The organism is Crossiella sp. NPDC003009 (assembly GCF_053591555.1).
Genome location: NZ_JBSFUA010000029.1, coordinates 78,014 through 101,162 on the forward strand (window position 1 = coordinate 78,014; position 23,149 = coordinate 101,162).

19 protein-coding genes are annotated in these 23,149 nt (G+C 72.9%); 12 read left to right on the plus strand and 7 right to left on the minus strand.

Annotated elements, in window-relative coordinates:
* Positions 1 to 21 precede the first annotated feature (21 nt).
* On the plus strand, positions 22 to 1,125 hold the full coding sequence (locus ACWDY5_RS26635; RefSeq protein ID WP_449724898.1) for a type VII secretion protein EccE: 1,104 nt from the start codon (positions 22 to 24) through the stop codon (positions 1,123 to 1,125).
* Between the two features lie 4 nt (positions 1,126 to 1,129).
* Here the strand turns inward: ACWDY5_RS26635 and ACWDY5_RS26640 are convergent, their stop codons facing one another.
* Positions 1,130 to 1,924 (minus strand): helix-turn-helix domain-containing protein, encoded by a 795-nt coding sequence (locus ACWDY5_RS26640; protein WP_449724899.1) that lies wholly within the window; start codon positions 1,922 to 1,924, stop codon positions 1,130 to 1,132.
* Positions 1,925 to 1,993: 69 nt separating this feature from the next.
* Between ACWDY5_RS26640 and ACWDY5_RS26645 the strand changes: the two genes are divergently transcribed.
* Positions 1,994 to 2,926 carry an alpha/beta fold hydrolase gene (locus tag ACWDY5_RS26645; protein WP_449724900.1) on the plus strand — a complete coding sequence of 311 codons (933 nt, stop codon included), beginning with the start codon at positions 1,994 to 1,996 and terminating at the stop codon, positions 2,924 to 2,926.
* Positions 2,927 to 3,065: 139 nt separating this feature from the next.
* On the opposite strand, the gene ACWDY5_RS26650 is transcribed toward ACWDY5_RS26645, so the two are convergent.
* The gene (locus ACWDY5_RS26650) at positions 3,066 to 3,737 is read right to left on the minus strand and encodes a winged helix-turn-helix transcriptional regulator (RefSeq protein ID WP_449724901.1); all 672 of its coding nucleotides are present in this window, start codon (positions 3,735 to 3,737) and stop codon (positions 3,066 to 3,068) included.
* A 51-nt stretch (positions 3,738 to 3,788) separates the two neighbouring features.
* Between ACWDY5_RS26650 and ACWDY5_RS26655 the strand changes: the two genes are divergently transcribed.
* The 4 genes from ACWDY5_RS26655 (at position 3,789) to ACWDY5_RS26670 (ending at position 5,809) form a co-directional block, all read left to right on the plus strand.
* A complete protein-coding gene (locus ACWDY5_RS26655; RefSeq protein WP_449724902.1) occupies positions 3,789 to 4,196 on the plus strand; it encodes a DUF1761 domain-containing protein in 408 nt (135 codons plus the stop codon).
* Positions 4,197 to 4,240: 44 nt separating this feature from the next.
* Complete coding sequence (locus ACWDY5_RS26660; RefSeq protein WP_449724903.1) at positions 4,241 to 4,867, plus strand: TetR/AcrR family transcriptional regulator; 627 nt, start codon at positions 4,241 to 4,243, stop codon at positions 4,865 to 4,867.
* Positions 4,864 to 5,067: a helix-turn-helix domain-containing protein gene (locus ACWDY5_RS26665; protein WP_449724904.1), complete on the plus strand. Its 204-nt coding sequence runs from the start codon at positions 4,864 to 4,866 to the stop codon at positions 5,065 to 5,067. Before ACWDY5_RS26660 ends, ACWDY5_RS26665 begins: the two co-directional genes overlap by 4 nt.
* 439 nt (positions 5,068 to 5,506) lie before the next feature.
* Complete coding sequence (locus ACWDY5_RS26670; protein ID WP_252480400.1) at positions 5,507 to 5,809, plus strand: hypothetical protein; 303 nt, start codon at positions 5,507 to 5,509, stop codon at positions 5,807 to 5,809.
* Here the strand turns inward: ACWDY5_RS26670 and recD2 are convergent.
* The gene (gene recD2 / locus ACWDY5_RS26675) at positions 5,794 to 8,019 is read right to left on the minus strand and encodes an SF1B family DNA helicase RecD2 (RefSeq protein WP_449724905.1); all 2,226 of its coding nucleotides are present in this window, start codon (positions 8,017 to 8,019) and stop codon (positions 5,794 to 5,796) included. The two genes, ACWDY5_RS26670 and recD2, sit on opposite strands and share 16 nt — an antisense overlap.
* A gap of 103 nt (positions 8,020 to 8,122) precedes the next feature.
* Here recD2 and ACWDY5_RS26680 point away from each other — a divergent pair, with 103 nt between their 5' ends.
* From ACWDY5_RS26680 to ACWDY5_RS26690, 3 genes are all read left to right on the plus strand, one after another.
* Positions 8,123 to 11,332, plus strand: coding sequence for a BTAD domain-containing putative transcriptional regulator (locus ACWDY5_RS26680; protein WP_449724906.1), 3,210 nt, complete (start codon positions 8,123 to 8,125; stop codon positions 11,330 to 11,332).
* A gap of 67 nt (positions 11,333 to 11,399) precedes the next feature.
* Positions 11,400 to 13,340: an AAA family ATPase gene (locus tag ACWDY5_RS26685; RefSeq protein WP_449724907.1), complete on the plus strand. Its 1,941-nt coding sequence runs from the start codon at positions 11,400 to 11,402 to the stop codon at positions 13,338 to 13,340.
* On the plus strand, positions 13,337 to 14,848 hold the full coding sequence (locus ACWDY5_RS26690) for a hypothetical protein (RefSeq protein ID WP_449724908.1): 1,512 nt from the start codon (positions 13,337 to 13,339) through the stop codon (positions 14,846 to 14,848). Before ACWDY5_RS26685 ends, ACWDY5_RS26690 begins: the two co-directional genes overlap by 4 nt.
* On the opposite strand, the gene ACWDY5_RS26695 is transcribed toward ACWDY5_RS26690, so the two are convergent.
* Entirely contained in the window at positions 14,832 to 15,806 is a 975-nt protein-coding gene (locus ACWDY5_RS26695) for an Lrp/AsnC family transcriptional regulator (protein ID WP_449724909.1), read from the minus strand. The two genes, ACWDY5_RS26690 and ACWDY5_RS26695, sit on opposite strands and share 17 nt — an antisense overlap.
* Before the next feature lie 108 nt (positions 15,807 to 15,914).
* Between ACWDY5_RS26695 and ACWDY5_RS26700 the strand changes: the two genes are divergently transcribed.
* From ACWDY5_RS26700 to ACWDY5_RS26710, 3 genes are all read left to right on the plus strand, one after another.
* Positions 15,915 to 17,450 (plus strand): carboxylesterase/lipase family protein, encoded by a 1,536-nt coding sequence (locus ACWDY5_RS26700; RefSeq protein WP_449724910.1) that lies wholly within the window; start codon positions 15,915 to 15,917, stop codon positions 17,448 to 17,450.
* Between the two features lie 37 nt (positions 17,451 to 17,487).
* Positions 17,488 to 18,132 carry an MBL fold metallo-hydrolase gene (locus ACWDY5_RS26705; protein ID WP_449724911.1) on the plus strand — a complete coding sequence of 215 codons (645 nt, stop codon included), beginning with the start codon at positions 17,488 to 17,490 and terminating at the stop codon, positions 18,130 to 18,132.
* A 63-nt stretch (positions 18,133 to 18,195) separates the two neighbouring features.
* Positions 18,196 to 19,191, plus strand: coding sequence for an exonuclease domain-containing protein (locus tag ACWDY5_RS26710; RefSeq protein WP_449724912.1), 996 nt, complete (start codon positions 18,196 to 18,198; stop codon positions 19,189 to 19,191).
* Here the strand turns inward: ACWDY5_RS26710 and ACWDY5_RS26715 are convergent.
* Genes ACWDY5_RS26715 through ACWDY5_RS26725 form a run of 3 tightly spaced genes read right to left on the minus strand, consistent with a single transcriptional unit; the run spans position 19,139 to position 23,141 of the window.
* A complete protein-coding gene (locus ACWDY5_RS26715) occupies positions 19,139 to 20,359 on the minus strand; it encodes a glycosyltransferase 87 family protein (RefSeq protein WP_449724913.1) in 1,221 nt (406 codons plus the stop codon). The two genes, ACWDY5_RS26710 and ACWDY5_RS26715, sit on opposite strands and share 53 nt — an antisense overlap.
* A complete protein-coding gene (locus ACWDY5_RS26720; RefSeq protein WP_449724914.1) occupies positions 20,356 to 22,266 on the minus strand; it encodes an ArnT family glycosyltransferase in 1,911 nt (636 codons plus the stop codon). The genes ACWDY5_RS26715 and ACWDY5_RS26720 overlap by 4 nt, the downstream gene beginning before the upstream one ends.
* The gene (locus ACWDY5_RS26725) at positions 22,263 to 23,141 is read right to left on the minus strand and encodes a TauD/TfdA dioxygenase family protein (protein WP_449724915.1); all 879 of its coding nucleotides are present in this window, start codon (positions 23,139 to 23,141) and stop codon (positions 22,263 to 22,265) included. Before ACWDY5_RS26725 ends, ACWDY5_RS26720 begins: the two co-directional genes overlap by 4 nt.
* Between the last annotated feature and the right edge of the window lie 8 nt (positions 23,142 to 23,149).

Consider the following 23,149-nt stretch of genomic DNA (forward strand, 5'->3'; position numbering starts at 1 on the left):
AACACTCGGTGGTGCATGCGGATGAGCGTTCTCTCGACCGGCCGGCGGGGACGGGTGGTGCCGTTGGGTGCGGGCACAATTGCCGTCGCGGAGATCGCGGCCCTGGGCGTGCTCGGCACCATCGTCCCCTTCGGACCGTGGAGCATCCTCGCCCTCAGCGTCGCCACCATCACCCTCGCCGTTACCCTGCTCCGCGTCCGCGGCCTGCCCGCCTACCGCTGGGCCGCCCTCTACCTGCGCTTCCGGCACCGCCGCCGCAGGCTCGCCGCCCGCGAGGCGGCCACGCCGCTGCGCGCCCTGCTGCCCGACCTGTCCGTGCATACCCAGGTCGACCGCGCGGGCAACAGGGTAGGAGTGGCAACACTGGACTCCGACGGCAGTTTCTGCACGATGGTGCGAATCGCTCCGGCCGCACACCCTGCGCCGGACGCGCTGACCCGGCTGCTCCACCAGGCCTACGAACGCTCCGGCATCCGGCTCACCAGCGCCCAGCTCACCATCTGGGCCGTCCCCGGCCTGCCGGCCAGCACCGGCGCGGCCACCCCGATCCGGGTGCACTGGCTGTCCCTGCGCTACCGCCCCGCCGAGGAACCCCTGGCCGCACTGGCCCGCGGCGGCGGCGAGGAAGGCAGCCGCCGCGCCATCGCCAGCGCCGCCCACCGCCTGGTCAGCCAGCTCGCCGAAGCCGGCTACCCGGCCACCGCCCTGGACACCCTGGAACTGCACCAGGAGCTCCTGGTCGCCCTCGGCGCGGACCCGGAGGTGGTCTCCGGCCCGGTGGCCAACGACGGCACCGCCCGGCACCGGGTCACCGAATCCTGGCGCGATGTCTCAGTGGGACGGCTGCGCCAGGCTTGTTTCGTGCCGAAGGACCCGGCGGACGCGGTGGCGCTGCTGGGCCGGTGCGCGCCGGAGGCGATGTTCACCTGCACCTCCTACACGCTGTCCCGGGCGGCCAGGGGTGAACTGGTGGCCAGGGCGCGGGTGCGGGTCGGGGTCGCGGCGGACGGGCTGTGGCTGAGCCCCCAGCGGGCCTCGCAAAGCCTTGGCGTGCCGGTGGTCCCGGTGGACGGCCGGCAGGACCGGCACACCATCGCGACCCTGCCGCTGGCCCTGACGCCCTGACCGCTCAGCCCGGCCACGCCCGCTCGTCCACCGCCAGCCACGGCTCGCCCGCGGCGGCCACCGGGGTGGTCCCGGTGAACGCGCGGATCTCGTGGTGCAGATGGGACTGGTCGGCGTAACCGCCCTCCGCGGCCACCCGCGCGGCGCTGTGCCCACGCACCAGGCGGTGCACGGCGTGGTCGAAGCGGACCAGCATGGCCGCGCGCTTGGGGGTCAGGCCGAGCTGCGCGCCGAAGCGGGACCACAGTCGCTGGCGACTCCACCCGGTCCGCGCCGCCAGTTCGCGTACCCGCACCCGGCCGTGGCTGCCGAGGATCTCCCGCCACACCCAGGCCACCTCGGGATCAACCAGCCGGCCCGCGTCCAGTCGCGCCGCCAGTTCGGCCTCGACCAGCGCGAACCGCTCCGGCCAGGTGCGCGCGTGGTGCAGCCGCTCACGCAGTGTCAGCGTGCCGCGACCCCACAGGTCATCGAGGGCGAGGACCTGCCCGCGCAACTCCGCCAGCGGCAGCCCGAGCACCGGGTGCGCCAGCAGCGGGGACAGCCGCAGCTGCACGCAGTCGACCCCCTCGGCCCGCACCCGGAACACGGTGAAGCCGAGCCCGGCGGCCACGCTGGTCATCCGCCGCCCGCCCACGGCCACCGGACGGCCGCCGAACTCGACGGCCACGGTGACGGCCGGATGCGGGATGGCCCGCAGCTCAGCCGGGACATCACCGGGAATGCGGAACCCGGCCATGTCGGCACCGGGTCGCGCCCGCGACGGTCGCGCGATCTCCCAGGCGGCGGTGTCCGGCACGCCCTGACCCTAGGAGCGGCGCGGACATTTCTCCAAGACCCCCGCCCCGCCCACCGCGAAGGTGTTGCCATGAGACAGAAACCCAACCCACGCGGACGGCGGTGGCGGATCGCCCTGCTGACCCTCGGCGGCCTCGCCTTCCTGCTCGCGGCGAACACGGTGGCCGTGCGCACCGAGACCGCTGAAGCCACCGGCACGCGGATCGTGCGCCTGCCCGGCGGGGACATCCACCTCGTGCGGGAGGGGCCGCCCGGCGCGCCCGCGGTGGTGCTGCTGCACGGACTGACCGGCTCGACGGCCTGGTGGGATCCGGTGCTGCCGGGTGTGCGCGACCTGCACGTGCTGCGGCTGGACCTGCTCGGCCACGGCGGATCGGCCAAACCCCTTACTGGCTACGGCATTCCCGAGCAGGCCGACCGGGTCGCCGCCGTGCTCGACCAGCTCGGCATCCGCCGCGCGACCATCGTCGGCCATTCCACCGGCGGCTACGTCGCCACCGCACTGGCCGAGCGGCGCCGCGACCTGGTGGCCGCGATCATGCTGATCTCCACCGGCCCCCGGCTGGACGCCTTCCTCGGCAACAGCCCCGCCGCCGCCCTGCTGACCACCCCGGTGCTCGGTGAGCTGCTCTGGCGGCTGCGCACCGAGAGCATGATCCGCGACGCGGTCGGCACCGCGTTCACCCGCGAGGTGCAGGTCCCCGACCGGCTCATCGCCGACATCCGCGGCATGACCTACCGCGCCCTCACCGCAACCGACGAGGCGGCCAGCGCATTTCTGACCGAACGGCCCCTCCCCGACCGGCTCACCGGGATCGGCCTGCCGACCCTGGTGGTCTTCGGCGCGCGGGACCGCCGGTGGCAGCCGTCCTCCGCCCAGGACTACCGGCGGGTGCCCGGCGCCCGGGTCGAGATCCTCGACGGGGTCGGCCACACGCCCATGTTCGAGGACCCCGGCACCACCGGGGCACTCCTGCACGAGTTCGCCACCCAGGCCCGCTGAGCCGGGTGGGCCTGCTTGGTCGATCCCGGCGGGGTTGTCGTTTGTCGCTCTGTGGCTTAATTTCGATCGACACTGAAATAATCACACTGGCAGAATTCACAAGCACAGCAACGGTCGACCTGCCGATCGGCAGCGTCAGCTAGCGAGGATCGAGCGAGGGCAGAGCGGTAGCCCGCCCAGCGGGGAAAGCTCCGCGGAGGGCTTCGACATCACCCTGGAGGCGTCCCGCGGAGACCGCCTGGTCGACCGTGAGCGCACCGGCCGCGAGCCCGACGACAACCTCTGGCTCGGCCGCCAGGACCGTGTCCGGCCGGCGGTCGGGCTGGGCCACCGCGCGCGGGCCGTTCTCGTCGATGTGCGCGACGACGAGGAAGCCGTCGACCTCGAAGCCGAGTTCCAGCGCGGGAGTCGCGGTCACACCCCGGAGCAGCGCGGGCAGCGCGACCACCAGCCAGCGCGGCTGGAACGAGTCGCCGTCACGTCCGGTCGTCATCAGCGGCGCGCCCCACCTGCCCAGCGCCTCCATCGGCTCGCGAAGCCCCGCGCCCCACGGGGTCAGGGCGTAGCGGACTCCCGCATCGCCAAGCCGCCGCTCGACGATGCCGTTCCCCTCCAGGCTCCGCAGCCGCTCCGCCAGGAGGTTGGTCGCGATCCCCGCGAGGGAGGTCTTCAGCTCGTTGTAGCGCTGTGGGCCGGGCAGCAGCTCGCGCACGATCAGCAGGTTCCAGCGGTCGCCCACCACGTCCAAGGCGCGGGCGACTCCGCAGTACTGCCCGTACGAGCGACCAGGAGAGCGCTTGACTTTTTCCATTGCGGTTGATTTTATCACGCTCCGGCGTTCAGACAACCAGGGAGTTTCGCCATGGAGATCAACTGGCTGGCCACCGTGCTCGCGATCGTGGTCGGCATGGCCGTGGCGGGCTTGTGGTACAGCAAGATCGGCTTTGTGTTCGTGTGGTGGAAGCTGACCGGCCTGACTCCGGAACGGTCCAAGAAGGCCAGCAAGAGGAACATGACCCAGCTCCTCATCGCGAACAGCGTGACCGCGGTCGGACTGGCGGCCGGCATCGGGATCACGTCGGCGGCCACTGGCGACAAGTCAGTGGGCCTGGCGCTGCTGGTCGGCCTGGTGGCCTGGTTGACGTTCTCGGCGACCACGCTCCTCCAGCACAACGCCTTCGAGCTAAAGCCGCCGAAGCTGACCCTGATCAACTGTGCCTACCAGCTGGTGCTGTTCCTCGCCATGTCGCTGGTGATCGGACTGTTCTAGCCGCCCGCCGCGGACCGGTTTGATGGATGCACTAGATTTAGGTCGTGCAACCTAATCCTGGGTCGAGCGAACTGACGTTCACCGAGGCCGCGCGCCGCAAGCAGATCGTGCTCGCCGCGATCGAGACCATCGCCGAGCTCGGCTACGCCAAGGCCTCCTTCGCGCAGATCGCCCGGCGGGCCGGGCTGAGCAGTCCCGGGCTGATCTCCTACCACTTCGACGGCAAGGACGACCTGATCGGACAGGTGGTCGCCGAGGTCTACGACACCGGCGGCGCGCTGGTGCGTCCGGAGAGCGCGGCGGCCACCTCCGCCTGGCAGGCGCTGCGCGGGTACCTGGAGGGCAGCATCAGGTTCTACGACACCCACCGCACGCACATGCGGGCGCTGGTGCAGATCCTCCAGGGCCATCCCGAGGCGCTGAGCCGGTGGGTCGGGGCGAACAACGCCGCCGAGCTCGCCGGCCTGACCGAGGTGCTGGAACGCGGACAGCGCGCGGGCGAGTTCCGCGAGTTCGACCCCGGCACCGTCGCGGTGATCATCCGGCAGCTGCTCTCCGGCGCGCTGCAGCACCTGCTCACCCAGCCGGACCTCGACCTGCCCGGCTACACCCGCGAACTGGTCTCCCTGTGCGAGCACGCCCTCCACCACCACGACAAGGAGCAGCGATGAGCTTCACCCCGCGCGAAGACGCCGAGGACCTGGCCAAGGTGCTGCGCGAGGCCCGCGAGACCCAGGGGGTCACCGCCGCGGAACTGGCCCGGCGCACCGGTATGCGCACCACGGACGTGCTGGAGTTCGAGGCGGCGAGGGTCATTCCGGCCGGGGAACCGTTCGCGGTCTACATGCGGGCGCTGGGGTTCGAGGCCTGAGCCGCGCGGGTCTGGCGGGGTTAAGCGGTGCCCGGGAACGCGATGAACTTCCAGGTCCGCAAGAACCGCTCCCCGAGGCCACCGATCGAGCCATACCAAGCTGCCGAGGAGAGTGGCTTGATCATCGGCTAGGAAAGCGGCTCAGCCATCGGCACGGTGATGGAGCAGGCCATCCGCCTGCGCGGGTCGCTGACTTGGCATCAGGGCAGCGAAATGCACCGCTGTCACCAATTCAGCCGCACAGCGGCAGCGTAGACCGAGCACAGCGCGCCCTGGCTGGCATCCTTGACTGCCCTCTGCCGATTCCGCGGGAAGGCCGGACTGGCGACCGTCCACTAAGGACAATGCGCCATTCACCGTTACGCCGCAGAAAATTCCATCCCATCAGGTGACGCTGCCGATTTACCTTGCCAGCCTGGCAAAGCCAACTATGAAGTGCGTGACCACCGACCAGCTCCTCTACTGCATGCACTCCTGGACCTGGAGCACCCAGCGCATCCCGCTGGTCCCGCCCACCGGCCCAGCCTGGCGCGTGCAAGCCACCCCACGCCCCTACGGCGTCACCGTCATCCTCACCGTCTTCCACCCCGGCGAGCCCTGGCAGGACTCCCGGCACATCCTCACCGCCGAGATGCTGCGGGCCAAGGACTCCGCCGCGGTCAACCGGATGCTCAACAAGATCGTGGCCGGGCTGTTCCGGCGGGCCGGGGTCGAGGTGCCGCTGCGTTACGAGCCGGCGTGATCGCGCAGTCGCCAGGCCAGCGCGGTGTGGCGGCGGCCGGCCCCGACCGTGCGCACCGCCTGGCCGATGGCGCGCCGCGACCCGACCAGCACCACGATCCGCTTCGCCCGGGTCACCGCGGTGTAGAGCAGGTTGCGTTGCAGCATCATCCAGGAGCTGGTGGTCAGGGGGATGACGACCACCGGGTACTCGCTGCCCTGGCTGCGGTGGATGGTGACCGCGTAGGCGTGGGTCAGCTCGTCCAGCTCGCTGAACTCGTAGTCGACGTCCTCGTCCTCATCCGTGCGCACGGTGAGCTTCTGCTCGTCGTTGTCCAGCGCGACCACCACGCCCAGGGTGCCGTTGAACACGCCGTTGGCGCCCTTGTCGTAGTTGTTGCGGATCTGGGTGACCTTGTCCCCCACCCGGAACACCCGGCCGCCGAAGCGGCGCTCTGGCACGTCGGGGCGACTGGGCGTCAGCGCCTCCTGCAGCACCAGGTTCAGCGCGCCCGCGCCTGCCGGGCCGCGGTGCATGGGGGCCAGCACCTGCACGTCGCGGCGCGGGTTCACGCCGAACTTCTTCGGCAGCCGGCGGGCCACCACGTCCACGGTCAGCTCCGCGGCGGCCTCGGCCTCCTCCACCGGGAACAGGAAGAAGTCGTCAAGGCCGTCGGTCACCGGCGGCTCGCCCGCGTTGACCCGGTGCGCGTTGGTGACCACGCCGGACTGCTGCGCCTGCCGGAACACCTGGGTCAGCCGCACATTCGGGATCGGGCTGCCCTCGGCCAGCAGGTCGCGCAGCACCTCGCCAGCGCCCACCGACGGGAGCTGGTCCACATCTCCCACCAGCAGCAGGTGCGCGCCGGGGCCGACCGCCTTGACCAACTTGTTGGCCAGCAACAGGTCCAGCATGGACGCCTCGTCCACCACCACCAGGTCCGCAGGCAGTGGGCGGTCCCGGTCGTAGGCGGCGTCCCCGCCGGGTTTGAGCTCCAGCAGCCGGTGCACGGTGGCCGCCGGGTGGCCGGTCAGCTCGGTGAGGCGTTTGGCGGCGCGGCCGGTGGGCGCGGCCAGCAGCACCCTGGCGTTCTTCGCCCTGGCCAGGGTCACGATCGAGCGGACGGTGAAGCTCTTGCCGCAGCCCGGTCCGCCGGTGAGCACCGCGACCTTCTTGGTCAGCGCGAGCTTGACCGCCTCCTCCTGCGCGGGCGCCAGCTCGGTCTTGTTCTGCCGGTGCAACCACGCCAGCGCCTTGGCCCAGTCCACCGAGGCGAAGTCCGGCATCCAGTCCGCCCCCGCGCGCAGCAGCCGCAGCAGCGAGGCGGCCAGGCTGACCTCGGCGCGGTGGAACGGCACCAGGTAGATCGCGCCGACCGGGGTGTCCGCGTCCTCGCCGGGCACCTGCTCCCGGACCACGCCTTCTTCCTCGACCAGCTCGGCCAGGCAGTCGATCACCAGGCCGGTGTCCACCTGGAGGATCTTGATCGCCTCGCTGATCAGCTGCTGCTCGGGCAGGAAGCAGTTGCCGTTGCCGGTCGCCTCGGACAGGGTGAACTGCAAGCCCGCCTTCACCCGCTGCGGGCTGTCGTGCGGGATGCCCACCGACTTGGCGATGGTGTCCGCGGTGCGGAACCCGATGCCCCACACGTCGTTGGCCAGCCGGTAGGGCTCCTGGCGGACCACCTCGATGGACTTCTCCGCGTACTGCTTGTAGATCCGCACCGCCAGCGAGGTGGACACCCCGACCCCTTGCAGGAAGACCATCACCTCCTTGATCGCCTTCTGCTCCTCCCAGGCGGCCGCGATCAGCTTGGTGCGCTTGGGTCCCAGCTTGGGCACCTCGATCAGCCGCTCCGGGTGCCGCTCGATCACGTCGAGGGAGTCCACGCCGAAGTGCTCGACGATCCGGTCCGCCAGCACCGGCCCGATGCCTTTGATCAGCCCGGAACCCAGGTACCGCCGGATGCCCTGCACGGTGGCGGGCAGCACCGTCGTGTAGTCCTCCACGTGGAACTGCTTGCCGTACTGCGGATGCGAACCCCACCGGCCGCGCAGCCGCAGCGACTCCCCCGGTTGCGCGCCCAGCAGCGCGCCGACCACGGTCACCAGGTCGCCGCCGCGCCCGGTGTCCACCCTGGCCACGGTGTAGCCGGTCTCCTCGTTGGCGAAGGTGATCCGCTCCAGCACCGCCTCCAGCACCGCCTGCCGGACCGGCTCGCCCGCGTTCATCCCCGCTGCTCCTCCCCCGCGCCACCGTCAGGAGAACACCTACCACAACGCCTGGCACAGACCCGGTGTGCCAGGCCAGCTCCGGCCCAGGCAGCATTGCGGGGTGGCTGGCACACCGTGGGTTTCGGCGTTGCGTACGGCCCGGCTGCGCAGCGGACTCACCCAGGAGGAGCTGGCCGCGCGGGCCGGGCTGAGCGTGCGCACGGTGCGCGGAGTCGAGCAGGGCGAGGTGAAGGTCCCGCGCGGGGACACCCTGCGGCGGCTGGCCGCGGTGGTCGGCCTGCCCGATCCGGAGCTGCCCGAGCCGGGCGAGCTGCGCGTCGGCGTGCTCGGACCGCTGCTGCTCTCCCGCGGCTCGACGGTGCTGGACTCCTCGGCGGCCATGCCCCGGCTGCTGCTCGGCCTGCTCGCGCTGCGGGCGGGGCAGCTGGTCAGCCACGGCGAGATCACCCACGCGCTGTGGGCCGACCGGCCGCCGGAGTCCCGGCAGAGCCTGGTGCACACCTACCTCAGCCGGCTGCGCAAGCAGCTGCCCGACGGCGACCGCGACCGCCTGGTCACCCTGCACGGCGGCTACCTGTTCAACCCGGGCCCCGGCCAGCTCGACCTGGCCGAGTTCGCCGATGGCCTGGACCGCGCGGAGAGCCTGGCCGGGACCGACCCGGTGGCCGCGCTGGCCGAGTACGAGCAGGCACTGAACCGGTGGCGCGGCCCGGTGCTGGCCGACCTGCCGGGCAGGCTGCGCGAGCACCCGGTGGCGGTCGCGGTGACCAGGCGCCGGATCGAGGCCGCGCTGGCCTACGGCGAGCTGGCCGTGCGGCTGGGCCGGGCCGAGCAGGCGGTGCGCGCGCTGCGCCCGCTGGCCGCCGAGCACCCACTGCACGAGGACCTGCACGCGGTGCTGCTGCTCGCCCAGGCCGGCTCGGGCCGTCAGGCCGCCGCGCTGGAGGTCTTCACCGGCATCCGCGACCGCCTGGATACCGACCTCGGGGTCCGGCCCAGCGCCGCGCTGCGCGAGGCGCACCTGCGGGTGCTGCGCGGCGAGGTGCCCGCCGCGCACAGCACCTTCACCACCGTGGTCCCGGCGGCCGTGCCCCGCCCGGCGCAGCTGCCGCCCGCGATCGGCGGGTTCACCGGCCGCACCGCGGCGCTGGCCGAGCTCGACGAGCTGCAACCGGGCAGCGAACCGGTGCTGCTGACCGGCACCGCGGGGGTCGGCAAGACCGCGCTGGCCGTGCACTGGGCGCACCGGGTGCGCGCGGAGTTCCCGGACGGCCAGCTCTACCTCAACCTGCTCGGCCACACCCCCGGCCAGCCGCTGACCCCGCTGGCCGCGCTGGACCGGCTGCTGCGCGGACTCGGCGTGCCTGCCGAACGGGTGCCCGCCGAACTGTCGGCCGCGGCGGGCCTGTATCGCTCGTTGGTGGCCGAACGACAGCTGCTGGTGTTGCTGGACAACGTCTTCGACGACGAGCAGCTCCGCCCGCTGCTGGCCGTCGGCCCCGGCGCGCAGGTCGTGGTCACCAGCCGCAACCGGCTGGCCGGGGTGCGCGCGATCGTGGTGGACGTGCTCGACGACGAGGAGGCGGGACAGCTGCTGGCGGCCACCGTCGGCGCCGAGCGGCTGGCCGCCGAACCGGAGGCGGCCGCGGCGCTGATCAACGCCTGCGCCCGGCTGCCGCTGGCGCTGCGGATCACCGCGGCGAACCTGGCCGCGCACCCGGCCTGGCCGCTGTCCGGGATGGTCGGCGAGCTGCTCGACGGCGACCGGCTCAGCGCGCTGGAGATCGGCGAGCACGAGCTCAGCGGGGTCCGGGCCACCTTCGACTGCTCCTACCTGGCCCAGGACCTGCCGGCCCGCGCGGTGTTCCGGCTGCTCGGCCTGGCCCCCATCGCCGAGTTCAGCACCGAGGCGGTCGCCGCGCTGGCCGGCTGTGCACTGGCCGAGGCCACGGACGCGCTGGCGCGGCTGAGCACCGCGCACCTCATCCGCCCGGCCGCGAACAACCGGATCACCCTGCACGACCTGCTCCGCGAGTACGCCGCCGAACGCGCCGCCCTCGAGCTCACCCCAGCCGAGCGCACGGCTGCGGTGCTGCGGCTCTACGGCTGGTACACCCAGACCGTGGAGACCGCCTCGTGGGCGCTCTACGGCCACTGGCGGCAGGTGCCGCTGGCCCCGACCCCGCCGGTGCCGCCGGAGGTGAGCTTCGCCGGCTACCGGGTGGCCACCGACTGGCTGGACGCCGAGATCGGCAACATCACCGCGCTGATCGCGCACGCCGCCGAGCGGGGCCCGCGCCCGGCGACCTGGCGGCTGATGGGCGTGGTGCGCAACTACTTCCTGCTCCGCCCCAGCCCGGCCTGTCTGCCCGCCGCGCAGGCCACCCTGGCCGCGGCCGAGGCCGAGGGCGACCCGGCGGGGCAGGTGGTGGCGCTGATCAGCCTGGCGGACGCGGAACGGTACCGGGAACGCCGCGAGCAGGCCGTCGAGCTGTACCAGCGAGCACTGGAGCGCTACGCCGAGGCCGGGCTCACCGCGGGCGCGGCCGCCATCCACACCGACATCGGCTCCTACGGGCTGCGCGAGCAGAGCCTGGCCGCGATCAAGGCCAACGAGCTGCGCATCCTGGCGCTGCACCAGGCCGAGCGGCACGACCCGATCTCGCACCTCACCACGCTCAACGCGCTGTTCTACGTCTGCCACCGCCTCGGCGAGCACGAGGAGGCGCTGCGCCACCGGGACGCGGCCGAGGAGCTGGCCCAGCACCCGGCTGTGCCGCCGCACAACCCGTGGGTGCTCTACCTGCTGGGCTCGCACGCCAGAGTGCTGGGCCAGCGCGAGCTGGCCGAGCGCAGGCTCCGGCACGCCCTCGCGGTCACCAGACAGGTGCGCGCGGACTGGGCGCAGCGCTACGTGCTGGCCGAACTGGCCGAGCTGCACATGGACACCGGCAACCCGCGCGAGGCCCTCGAACTGGCCAGGGAGTCCCTCGAGCTGGCCAGGCGCTGCGCGGACACCATCGCCGAGCACCACTCGCTGATCGTGCTCGGCCAGGCGCACACCCGGCTCGGCCAGACCGACGAGGCCCTGCACTGCCTGCGCTGGGCACGGCAGCACTACCGCCGGGACCGCAACCACTACGGCGAGGTGGACGCGCTGCTGGCGCTGTCCCGGGCCTGGTCCGCCCGCGACCCCCGGCCGGCCCGCGCCTACGCCCGCGCCGCGGACGAGCTGGCGCGGCGGATCCAGGACAACTTCCTGGTGGCCGAGGCCAGGTCGCTGCTGGATCCTGCCGGTGGCGCGGCGTAATCGATTGACCGCATAACGTTTCAGGCACTCCGGGACCCTGCCCGGACCGCGTGGTTAACGTCGAGCCATGGGCCGATCACGCAGTGCAGCCATGCGGCTGGTCCGGGATCTGATGTCCCGGCCGGAGCAGCACGGACGCCCGACCAGCCAGCGTTATCCGGTGCTGGTGGTCACCGGTTCCCGGGGCAGCGGCAAGTCCACGCTGCTCACCGAGCTCGGCGAGCGCCTGGACCAGAACGTGCCCTACGCCCGGCTGGACCTGGAGTCCAGCAGGCACGCCTCGGTCGCGCAGCTGCTCTCCGCGCTGGCCTTCCAGCTCAACCGCTGGTGCCGCGGCTACGGCCACCTGCGCTTCCCCCGGCTGGCCGCGGCCAACGTGGTGATCGCGCTGGACCTCGACCAGGAGGACCGGCCGGCCGCCCGCCGCACGGTGCTGGCCGCGCTGCAACAGCGGCGCAGGCTGGACGCCTTGGCCCAGATCCTGGAGACCGCGGCCGGGGACGCGCTCAACGCCGCGCAGCTGCCGGCCGCGGTGCCCGCCGGGCTGATCGGCAAGCTGACCGGCGCGCTGGTCGGCTGGGCCAGCGGCTGGCGGTGGACCAGGGTGGCACTCGGCCGGTTCCTGACCTGGTTCAAGCACCAGGACCGCGCGCCGGACCGGGATGAGGACCCACTGGAAGTGTTGGTGGACCTGAACCTGTGGGCGCGCGAGGGCGCCGACGACCACGACCGCTACCTGCTGGAGCAGCTGCTGTGCCGGGCGTTCCTGGCCGACCTGCGCGCGGCGTTCGGCACCCGGCGCGCGCAGGAGTGGTCGCTGAACTGCGTGTCCCTGCTGGACAACGCGGACACCCTGCTGGGCCGCCGGTTCCTGGACCGGCTCACCGACACCCGGCAGCAGTCCGAACCCGATCCGCTGACCCTGGTGGCCACCAGCCGGGGTCTGCTGCTGGACCGGGTGGACCCGGCCGACGTGGCCGCGCTGACCGAACGCGACCGGAACTACGCCGAACTGCGCCGCAGGCTGGAACCCCGTCGCCCGCGGTGGCTTCGGCTGCGGCTGCCCGACCTCACCGAGGCGGAGGTGCGCGAGCGGGTCGCCGCGCTGGGCAAGCGGATCGGCGACGACCGGCGGATCGCGCACACCGTCCACCGCTTCACCGGCGGTCACCCGGCCGCGGTCCGGCTGCTGGTGGACGCGCTGCGCGCACACGCCGAGGAACGGCCCGAGCTCGCCGAGCTGCTCACCCGGCAGGAACCGCACGGCCTCGGCCAGGAACAGCGGCTGTGCGTGGCCGACCGGATGCTGCACCGCCTGCTCCAGGACCAGCCGGTGGACCTGGACTTCCCCGAGCTGACCGTGCTCGCCGACCTCATCACCTGCGCCGCGGCCCGCACCGAGGACGACGGCCTGTGGCTGGCCGGGCAGCGGCGCCTGCACGCCGCCGACGGCACCCCGCTGGCCGAGATCAAAGCCGCCCAGCTGTGGCCGGAGCACGGGAACCTGTTGCGCCGCCTGCTGTTGCGACGACTGGCCGAACGGGCGGAGACCGAGACCGCGAGCTGGACCGCGGTCTTCGGCGTGCTGCGCGAGCACAGCCCGGCCGGTTCGGTGGCCGCCCGCTACTACGCCCTGGCCGCCGGTGACCTGGCCACCGTCGCCACCACCGAGGCCCAGCGACTGTCCGAAGTGGACACCCAGGTCTGGCTGGCCGAGCTGCACCAGGTGACCGCCGCGCCCAACCGTCTGCCGCACCGGGAGCCCGCGGTGGCCGAGGTGCGCGCGCTCACCAGGGACCTGCCCCTGTCCGACCGCGTGCAGCACAGCACCGCCGGGCTGGTGGCCGCGCTGTGGCTGGACGCCGACCCGTTGCGCCGCAACACCCGGGGCGAGCTGTACCAGGAGATCGCCTCCTTCTGCACCGACCTGGCCACCTCCTCCGGCGCGGCGCCGACCGTGCTGCTGGAGGAGGCCCGCCGTTACCACCGACTCGCGGAGCAGTCATGATCGCCGAGGTCGAGCAGGACCTGTTCACTCCCCCGCCCACCAGGGCGCGCCGCCGCCGACGGCTGGTCAGGCTGCTGGTGCTGACCGCGGTGGTGGTGCTGCTGGCCGGGGTCGGCACCTGGGCGGCCGGGCGGTTGCTGGACGCCTGCGGTGGACCGTCCTCCGGAGTGTCCGATGTAGACGGTGAGTGCGTCGGGATCACTGACGGCTCTTATGAGTTCCACCCGGACCTGGCCGAGGTGCAGCGCAAGATCCTGGCCGAGAACGAGTGGGTGCTGGCGCAGAACAAGCCCTATGTCAGCGTGGCGCTGCTGTCCCCGTTGACCTGGAACGGCTCCAGCGCGCTGGACGGGGCCAAGATCCTGCGGCTGGTGCAGGGCACCTTCGTCGGGCAGCAGCGGGTCAACCGCAGCTCGCTGGCCGGTGATCCGCAGCCACTGGTCCGGCTGCTGCTGGCCAACGCCGGATCGGGGCTGCGGCACTGGGAGCCGGTGGTGGCCGGGCTGGCCAACCGGATGAGCGGCGCGGACCGGCTGGTCGCGGTGGCCGGGCTGGGCATGAGCGTGGCGCAGACCGAGGCGGCGGCGAAACGGCTCTCCGCGCTGAAGCTGCCCATGATCGGCGCGCTGATCACCGCCGACGGCCTGGACCACGAGCACATCACCGGCCTGATCCGGGCCAACGCCACCAACACCGACTACGTGGCCGCGCTGGCCCGCCACCTGGCCACCCGCCCAGACCTGCGGGAGGGCCTGCTGGTCTACGACGCCAACCAGCCCGACCTCTACACCCGCACGCTCAAGGAGGCCCTGGAACGGGAGTTCGGCAACCGCGGCGGCTACCTGCGCTACCCGCCGCAGAGCTTCGTCGGCGCGTCCATCCCCGGTGAGGCCACGCCCAACATGTTCGACGGCATCACCAAGAACATCTGCACCGTGCATCCGCAGCTGGTGTTCTACGCGGGCCGGGAGAGCGACCTGGTGAGCTTCGTCGAGGCGCTCAGCCACCGGGTGTGCCGGGCCGAGCCGCTCACCGTGCTGACCGGGGCCACCGGCTTCGGCCTGGTGAAGGTGCTCATCAGCAAGCTGGTCGCGGCCAACGTGACCGCGGTCTACGCCTCCTCGGTGGACGCCGAGCGGTGGCGGGACGGGGCGCCGGAAGCGCCGAACTACCGGGACTTCCACGCCGCGTTCACCGAGCACTTCAGCCAGGCCTCGCTGGATGACGGCTACGCGGTGATGCACCACGACGCGATGGTGACCGCGGCCCGCGCGATCCGGCTGGCCGCCGAGCAGTCCAGGGCGGCGGACCGGCTGCCCACCCCGGCGGACGTGCTGAGCCAGCTGCTCAACCTGAACAACGCCTACCAGGTGCCCGCCGCCAGCGGCCAGCTCTCCTTCAGCGCCAAGACCAAGGGCAACCCCGGCGGCAAACCGGTGCCGGTGCTCCAGGTGCCACCGCCCTCGGCCGGGCCGCCGACCACGCCGTACTTCACGCCGAGTGGCTGACCCCGGCGCGGCGGGCGACGTGCAGCACCGGGGTGACGTCCACGCCGATGACCTCCGGCAGCGCGCCCAGGGTGCCGGTGATCAGGTCGTAGAGGTCCTCCCCGTCCCGGCAGACCACCGAGACCAGCAGGTTGCTGGGCCCGCTGGTAGTCGCGGCCATCGCGGTGGCCTGGTGTGCGGCGAGCACGGCGGCGACCCGGCCGAGCCCGGCAGGCTGGATGGTCAGCCACAGCAGGGCTTCCAGGTGGTAGCCGAGCAGCCGGGGGTCGGCCGTGGTGGTGATGGCGATCGCGCCCTCGCGCAGCAGCGCCGCCACCTTGCGGCGGGCGGTGGACTCCGAGACGTTGCTCTGCCTGGCCAGCTCGGTGTAGCCCAGCCTGCCGTCGGCGCGCAGCAGCGCGATGAGCCGCTGGTCCACCTCGTCCGGCACCGGCCGGGGCCGGGTGGCCGGCCGCGCGGTCGTCTCCCCCAGCCGCACGCGTTCTTCCGGGGTGAGCAGTGGCGCGCGCCAGCCGAGGGAGTGCGGGTAGATCCACAGCAGTCGCCTGGTCTGCCAGGAGTCGATCGCGCCCAGCCGGGGAAGTTCCTTGAGCAGCAACAGTTTCAGCCGCTCCGGCGGGCTGACCCAGACGGTGGCCGCGATCTCGTCGCCGCCTTCCAGGATGAGCACCTGCCAGACCTCGGGCAGGGTGGAGAGGGCTTCGGCCACCTGCGGGGTGCGGCCGGGACGGCAGCGGATGCGCAGGGCCAGTCCGGTGACGCCGGGGTCGAGCACCGGGTTGGGGATGGCGGTCACCCGCACCGTGTCCCCGGCCAGCAGCGGGCCGAGCCGGCGGGTGACGGTCCGCTCGGAGACGCCCAGCGCGGCCGCCACGCTCGACCAGGCGGCCCGGCCGTTGACCTGCAACGCGGCCACCAACTTGCGGTCCAGCTCGTCCAGTTCGCCGGTTCTCGTCATGCCGCGACCTCTGTTCGCTGGTTTTCGTCATCTCAGCGTACGGGCCGACCGGTTTCAGGCAGTCCGAGGTGAGCTGGATTTCGAGAGACCCGGATACAGGAGGCTGACGTGGCAGAGGTGGACAGGCGGACGGCGCTCGGACTGGCCGGGGGCGCGGCGCTGGCGGCGGCGCTGCCGGGCACGGCGGCGGCCTCGGGCGGGGACGACTCCGACGTGCTGGCGTGCACGCCGCTGGGCAGGCTGCGCGGGGTCCGGCAGGACGGGATCACGGTGTGGCGCGGCATCCGCTACGCCGAGGCGCCCACCGGCGAGCACCGGTTCACCGCGCCGAGGCCGGTGCGGCCCTGGCGCGGGGTGCGCGCGGCGACCGAGTTCGGCCCGGCGGCCCACCAGCTCGCCGGGCCGCCCCGGCCGCCGGGTCCGGAGAGCGAGGACTGCCTGTTCCTCAACGTGTACTCGCGGGGCACCAGGGGCCGCCGCCCGGTGGTGGTGTGGATCCACGGCGGCGTGTTCGTCAGCGGCGCGGGCAGCGACTACGACGGCACGGTCTTCGCCGAGCGCGACGACGTCGTGCTGGTGACCATCAACTACCGGTTGCACGCCTTCGGTTTCCTGCACCTGTCCGGCAGGCCCGGCTCCGGCAACACGGGGTTGCTGGACCAGGTCGAGGCGCTGCGCTGGGTGCGCCGCTGCATCGGCGCCTTCGGCGGGGACCCGCGCAACGTCACGGTGATGGGCGAGTCCGCGGGCGGCATGTCCATCGGCTCGCTGCTCGGCGCGCCCGCCGCCACGGGCCTGTTCCGGCGCGCGGTGGTGCAGAGCGGCGGCGCCCGCCCGCACTTCACCCCGGCCCAGGCCCAGCGCACCACCGACTTCATGCTCAAGCGGCTCGGCATCCCCTCCCCCGGCTCGCCCAAGCTGTTCACCGTCCCGGCGGCCGACGTGGTGGCCGCGGCCGCCGAGGCCAGCACCGCCCCCGAACTCGGCGGCGAGGTCTTCCACCAGGTGCTGGACGGCCACGTGCTGCCGGTGCACCCGCTGCGCCGGATCTCCTCGAAGGTGGACGTGCTGATCGGCACCTGCCGGGACGAGTCCAACCAGCTCGCCGGGATCTTCCCGATGTTCGTCCCCGGCATGGAGAACAAGCTGAGGTCGGTGGCCGGCGCGGACCGGTTCGCCGCCATCCAGGCCGCCTACCGCGAGCACACCCCGGCCGGTCGCGATCCGCGCCTGGACCTGGCCAGCGACATCTTCGTCCAGCTTCCCTCGATCTGGCTGGCCGAGGCCGTGCACCGCGCGGGCGGCCGCGCCTGGGCCTACCGCTTCGACTACGCCCACGCCTCCCCGCTGGGCCCGGTGCACGCCAGCGACCTGCCCTTCACCTTCGGCAAGGCAGACCCACAACGCCTGCACCCACAAGCCGATCGCCAAGTCGCCGACCGGCTGGCGCGGCAGCTCAACGACTCGCTCAGCGCCTTCGCCCGCACCGGCGACCCGAGCCTGCCGGAGCTGCCCCGCTGGCGACCGTTCGACCCTGCCGGCCGGCACACCCTGCTCTTCGCCGAGCACCCGTCGATCAGCCAGGACCGGGTGTCCGCCGAACTGCGGGCGGCCTGGCACGGGGTGCCGCCGACCGCGTTCTGAGCCGCGGGCCGCCCGGCCCGGCGGTAGCGTTCGGCGTATGCGACTGACCAAGTACGGGCACGCCTGTGTCCGGGTCGAGCACGAGGGCGAGGCCATCGTGCTCGACCCCGGCGCGTTCACCGAGCCCGAGGCGCTCACCGGCGCCACCGCGGTGCTGATCACGCACGAGCACTTCGACCACTTCGACGGCCAGCGCCTGCGCGCGGCCCTGGAGGCCGACCCGGCGCTGCGGGTCTGGACCACGGACGCGGTGGCGGCGCAGCTCACCGGGCTGGGCGGGCGGGTCACCGCGGTCGGGCACGGCGACCGGTTCGACATCGGCGCGGTCGAGGTGGAGGTGCACGGCGACTGGCACGCCGAGATCCACCCGGAGATCCCGCTGGTGCGCAACAGCGGGTTCCTGCTCGGCGGGACGGTGTTCCACCCCGGCGACGCGCTGACCGTGCCGGAACGCCAGGTGGACACGCTGCTGCTGCCGCTGCACGCGCCCTGGTCCCGGCTGGCGCACCTGGTCGACTACCTGCGCGAGGTCAAGCCGAGGCAGGCCTACCAGGTGCACGACGTGCTGCTCAGCGAGGCGGGCCGGGGCGTCACCAGCAGCCTGCTCGGCGAACGCGGTCCCGGCACCGGGGTGCCGCTGACCCTGCTGGCCCCCGGCGAAAGCGTCGAACTCCCCGCCTGACCCGCCCGGTGATCACCACGACGGCTACGCTGCGTCCGGTGATCGCTACGGGTTGGGGGGTCGGTGGGCTTCGCGGTGGTGGACGTCGAGACCACGGGCTTCGCCGCAGGCCGCGACCGGATCATCGAGGTCGCCGTCGTGCAGGCCGACGCCTCGGGCAGGGTCACCGACGAGTGGTGCACCCTGGTCAACCCCCATCGTGACCTGGGCGCCCAGCACGTCCACCGGATCACCACCCGCGAGGTGCTGCCCGCCCCCACCTTCGACCGGATCGCCGGCGACCTGGTCGCCCGCCTCACCGGCCGTGTCCTGGTCGCGCACAACCTGACCTTCGACGCCCGCTTCCTGCACGCCGAGCTCACCAACGCCGGCGTCCCCCTGCCCGCTGAGGCCACCGAGGGCGTCTGCACCATGACCCTCGCCCCGCGCTACCTCACCACCGACCGCCGCAACCTGGCCGCCTGCTGCGCCGCCGCGGGCATCCCGCTGACCAACGCCCACTCCGCCCTGCACGACGCCCGCGCCACCGCGGCGCTGCTGGCCCACTACCTGTCCGCGGGCGACGGCGAGTGGGCGCGGTTGATCGCGGTGGCTCGCGCCCGCAGTTGGCCTTTCGTGCCCGCCCTGGACACACCGGCGGTGCACCGGGGCGCGCCCGGCCACCCGGTCGCCCGCCGCCCCCGCCGCGCGGACGCCCCCGCCTACCGCCAGTCCCGCCGCACCTCCGCCTACTACCGCGCCCGCCACGCCCCGGACTCCTTCGTGCCCGCCCCGGCCGCCGAGCCGGTCGCCCTGCCCGACGGATTCCGCCTCCACCCCGGCGACCGGATCGCCTTCACCGGCCAGACCGACCAGCCCCGCGAGCTCCTCCAGGCCCACGCCACCGCCGCAGGGCTCATCACCCACCCGGAGAACGTCTGCCGCTGGACCAAGGTCGTGGTCGCCGCCGACCCGGACTCCCTGTCTGCCAAGGCGCGCAAGGCCCGCGAGTACCGCATCCCGATCATCACCGAACCGGTGTTCGCACAGCTGCTCGACGAGCTGCGAACGCCACGATGACCAGGAACCCCAGCGGATAGGCGTTCTGGTACAACAGTTCCAGCCCGCCCGCGGGCGGCAGCCCGATCAGCCCCAGCGGCGGCAGATCCATCCGGTGCCCGTTGAAGAAGTGCATCGGCCAGGCGAAGCTCAACAGCGCCGCGACCACCCCGGCCGCGCGCGCACCCACCCCGTCCGCCAGCAGCGGCGGCAACGCGATCAGCAGCGGCACGAACCACACCCAGTGGTGGCTCCACGAGATCGGCGACACCATCGCCGCGGTCAGCCCCACCAGGGACACCGCGAGCAGCCGCCGCCCGTCCCGGTGCGCCCGCCGCGCCACCCACAGCCCGGCCCCCGCGGCGAGCAACGCCAGCGGCGGCCACAGCCACAGCGGCGTGCTGTCCACCCCCAGGATCCGGGACAGCATGCCGTTGAGTGACTGGTTCATCGGGTTCTGCACATCGCCGACCCGCTCGGTCGCGGCGAACGTGCCGGTCCAGAACCGCACGGTGTCCCCCGGCAGCAGGACCAGGCTCACCAGCACGGTGCCCACCGCGGTCCCGGTGGCCGTGGCGGCCGCGCGGTACTGGCGGGTCAGCAGCAGGTGCAGGATGAAGAAGGCGGGCACGATCTTGATCCCGGCGGCGATGCCCACACCCACCCCGCGCCAGCGTTGCGGCAGGCGCAGCAGGTCCACCACCACCAGCGCCATCAGCAGCAGGTTGACCTGCCCCAGGTACACCGTCCAGGACACCGGTTCCAGCCAGAACAGCAGCGCGGTCAGCACCATGGTCAGCCGCCCCAGCTCCCGGCCACGCGGCACGCCGATCGCGCGCAGGCCCACCCACACCACCGCGGCCAGCGCGGCGATGTTGGCCGGGAACACCAGGTACTGCCCCAGCTGCTCCGGCCCGAAGGTCAGCGGCAGGAACAGCAGCGCCGCGAACGGCGGGTAGGTGAAGGCGAACATCCCGCCCGCGAGCTTGCCGGGATACAGCGGCTCCCCGGCCAGCACCGCCTCGCCACCGGCCCGGTAGACCTTGAGGTCCCAGAAGTCCGACATCACCAGGTACCCGGTGATCGCCCAGTGCAGCGCGGCCAGCGCCAGGACCAGCGCCACCGACACCGCGGTGATCGGCACCGCCTGCCGGGCCAGCCTGCGCAGCGGGACGGGCGGCTCGGTCATCGGGCACCTGCCTGGCAGTCGTAGAGCGTCTCGGGCGCGTCCGGCGGGCCGCTCGGTCCCTGGTACTCGGCGAAGGGCACGGCGGCGCAGCGCTCGGTGACCCACCGCTGCCGCTCCTGGGCAACCGGCCCGCCCATCCCGCCGTGGAACCCGGCCACCATGACGAACCGCAAAGCCTTGGTGCGCACCAGGTTGTCCAGTTCGGCCAGGGTGGGCACCCCGGCCGCGCCGGTGAACCCACCCATGGGCAGCACGCTGTGCCCGAGGCGCAGGTAAGGGGCCGCGGTGTTCACCGTCGGCACTGCGAGCAGGTACCGCTCACCCCGGTGCTGCTTCTCGACATAGCCGAGCAGCCCCCGGTTCGGGGTGACCATGTGCATGTCACCCAGCTCAGGCGGCAACGGGGTGTCCGGCGGCAACCCGTGCATGGCGGCCATCCCCGCGGCCGGCAACGGATCACCCGGTCCCGCGACGGGGTTGAGCGCGGTCAGGCTGGGGAACGGCTTGCCGGAAGCCGCCACCGACCAGACCGCGGGGGCGGTCAGCAGCACCAGCACGGAGCCGACAGCCGCCGGAATGGTCAAGCGCCGCAACGGGTGCAGCGCGCCCACCACCAGCACGACCACCGTCACCGTGGTCAGGCCGACCACCAGCACGGTCAGCCCATCCGTCGCCGCACTCAGCCCATCCGTCGCCGCTGTCAGCCCGTCCGCCGCCGCGGGCCGCACCGAGGCCCGCGCCGACAGCACCGCGGCCCAGGCCCCGCTCACCGCCACCCCCAGCGGCAGCAGCCAGGCCGCACCCCCGCCCGCCCGCCACAACCTGGCCAGCAGCACCAGACCCGCCCCGGTCAGCGCCGCGATCGCCGGCGTCAGGGCGGCCGCGTAGTACGGGTGGATGCCGGAAGCCGCGCTGAACACCACCGCGTGCACGCCCAGCCACAACCCCCACAGCAGCCATCCGTCCACTGTGGACCTGTACTTGCCTCCGGTCACCAATCCGACGGCCAGCGCGAGCACCGCGAACGGCAGCAGCCAGGCGATCTGCGTGCCCAGCTCGGCATTGGCCAGCCGCCCGATCCCCGGCGGCCCGCCGAAGTCGGCGAGGAAGCTAGCCACCTGTCCGGCCGCGGCGTCGGTGTGCGCGAAACGGCCGAGCCCGTTGTACCGGAAGGCCATGTCCCACACCGAGTTCGTCGTGCTGCCATCGACATAGGGCCGGTTCGCGGCCGGGGTCAGCGCCACCAGCACCAGCCAGGCACAGCTGACCGCCGCGGTCACCACACCGGCGAGCAGCAGCCGCAACAGCCGCGCCCGCGTCGGCGCCGAAGCCGCTACCAGGTAGGGCACGGCCAGCGCGGGCAGGACCAGCAACGCCTGCCCGAGCTTCATCTGGAACCCCAGGCCCACCCACACCCCGGCCAGCGCCAGTGGCCAGGCCCGCGCCGAGCGCAACGCACACGTCGTGGCGTGCGCGGCACCCACCAGGCACAGCACCAGCAGGGTGTCCGGGATGTTCACCCTGGCCAGCACCACGGTGATCGGCGTCAGCGCGAACACCAGCCCGGCCAGCAGCCCGGCCCGCCGGCCGGCCCAGCGCCGCACCGCGTCGTAGAGCAGCGGCACCGTCGCCGCCGCCGCGAGCGCCTGGGGCAGCAGCAGCGCCCAGTCGTGGAAGCCGAACACCCGCGCCGACAAGGCCTGCACCCACAGCGCGCCCGGGATCTTGTCCACGCTCAGCGTGCCGGCCGGGTCGATGGCGCCGTAGAGGAAGGCGTGCCAGTCGGCGCTCATCGCGCGCACCGCGACGGTGTAGTAGTAGTGCGGCTCCACCGAGCCCGCCGCCCAGAAGGTCAGCCCGAACGTGCCGAGCGTGAGCAGGGCGACCGCGAACGTGTTGCGGTTCACCGGTTCTCGACCCGCTCCTCGCTCGGGCTGGCCGGGTTGCGCAACGGTGGTTCGCCGAGCACGTGCACCCGGCGGATGTGCCGGGGCGCGCGGTGGGTGAAGGCGGTCCGGCCGTGCAGCAGCGTGTAGTTGTCCGCGATGACGAGGTCGCCCTCCTGCCAGGTGTGCTCGTAGTACCAGCGCGGATCGTGGGTGGTGGCATGCAGTTCGGTCAGCAGCGCGGGCACCTCCTCGGCGGGCAGTCCGGCGAACTCGTGCTCGGGCCGGTTGAGGAAGCTGTCGTCGTCGGCCCGCGGCGGCTCGTGGTAGCGCAGGGTCGCCTCGCTGGTGCGCGGGTGCGGCACGATCAGCGGCGAGACGGCCTTGCCGCCGTAGTGGCTGAGGTTGGGGATCCGGTAGGTCACCTCGATCCGCGACCAGCGGTCGAAGGTGGCCCCTTCGGTGTGCGCGAGCAGCTTCGCGCTGTCGCAGAAGGTGGTCGCGCCGCCCTGGCCGCCGCCGGGCGCGCTGACGCAGTGGAAGACCTGGAACTCCGGGATGTAGGGCCGGTACATGCCGTCCCAGTGCAGCGGCACGTAGGAGTGGTCGAAGATGTGGTCGGCAGGCGCCTCGGCCTCGATGAGCTCCAGCACCGCCCCGAAGGGCCATATCATGATCTCGCCCCAGCTCTCGCTCCAGGCGGTCAGCTCCTCCGGTCCGGCGAAGGTGGTGAACCCGCGCAGCAGCAGGAGGTGGTGACCGCGGGCGAGCTCGCGCAGCACGTCCACGGGCAGGCGGCGCGGGTCCTGGCCGGGCCCGGTGGGCTCGATCAGCAGGCCGACGGCCTCCAGGGTGGACACGGTGACGCCGGGCAGGTCGAGGGCGAGGTCTGTCATGGCGGTGC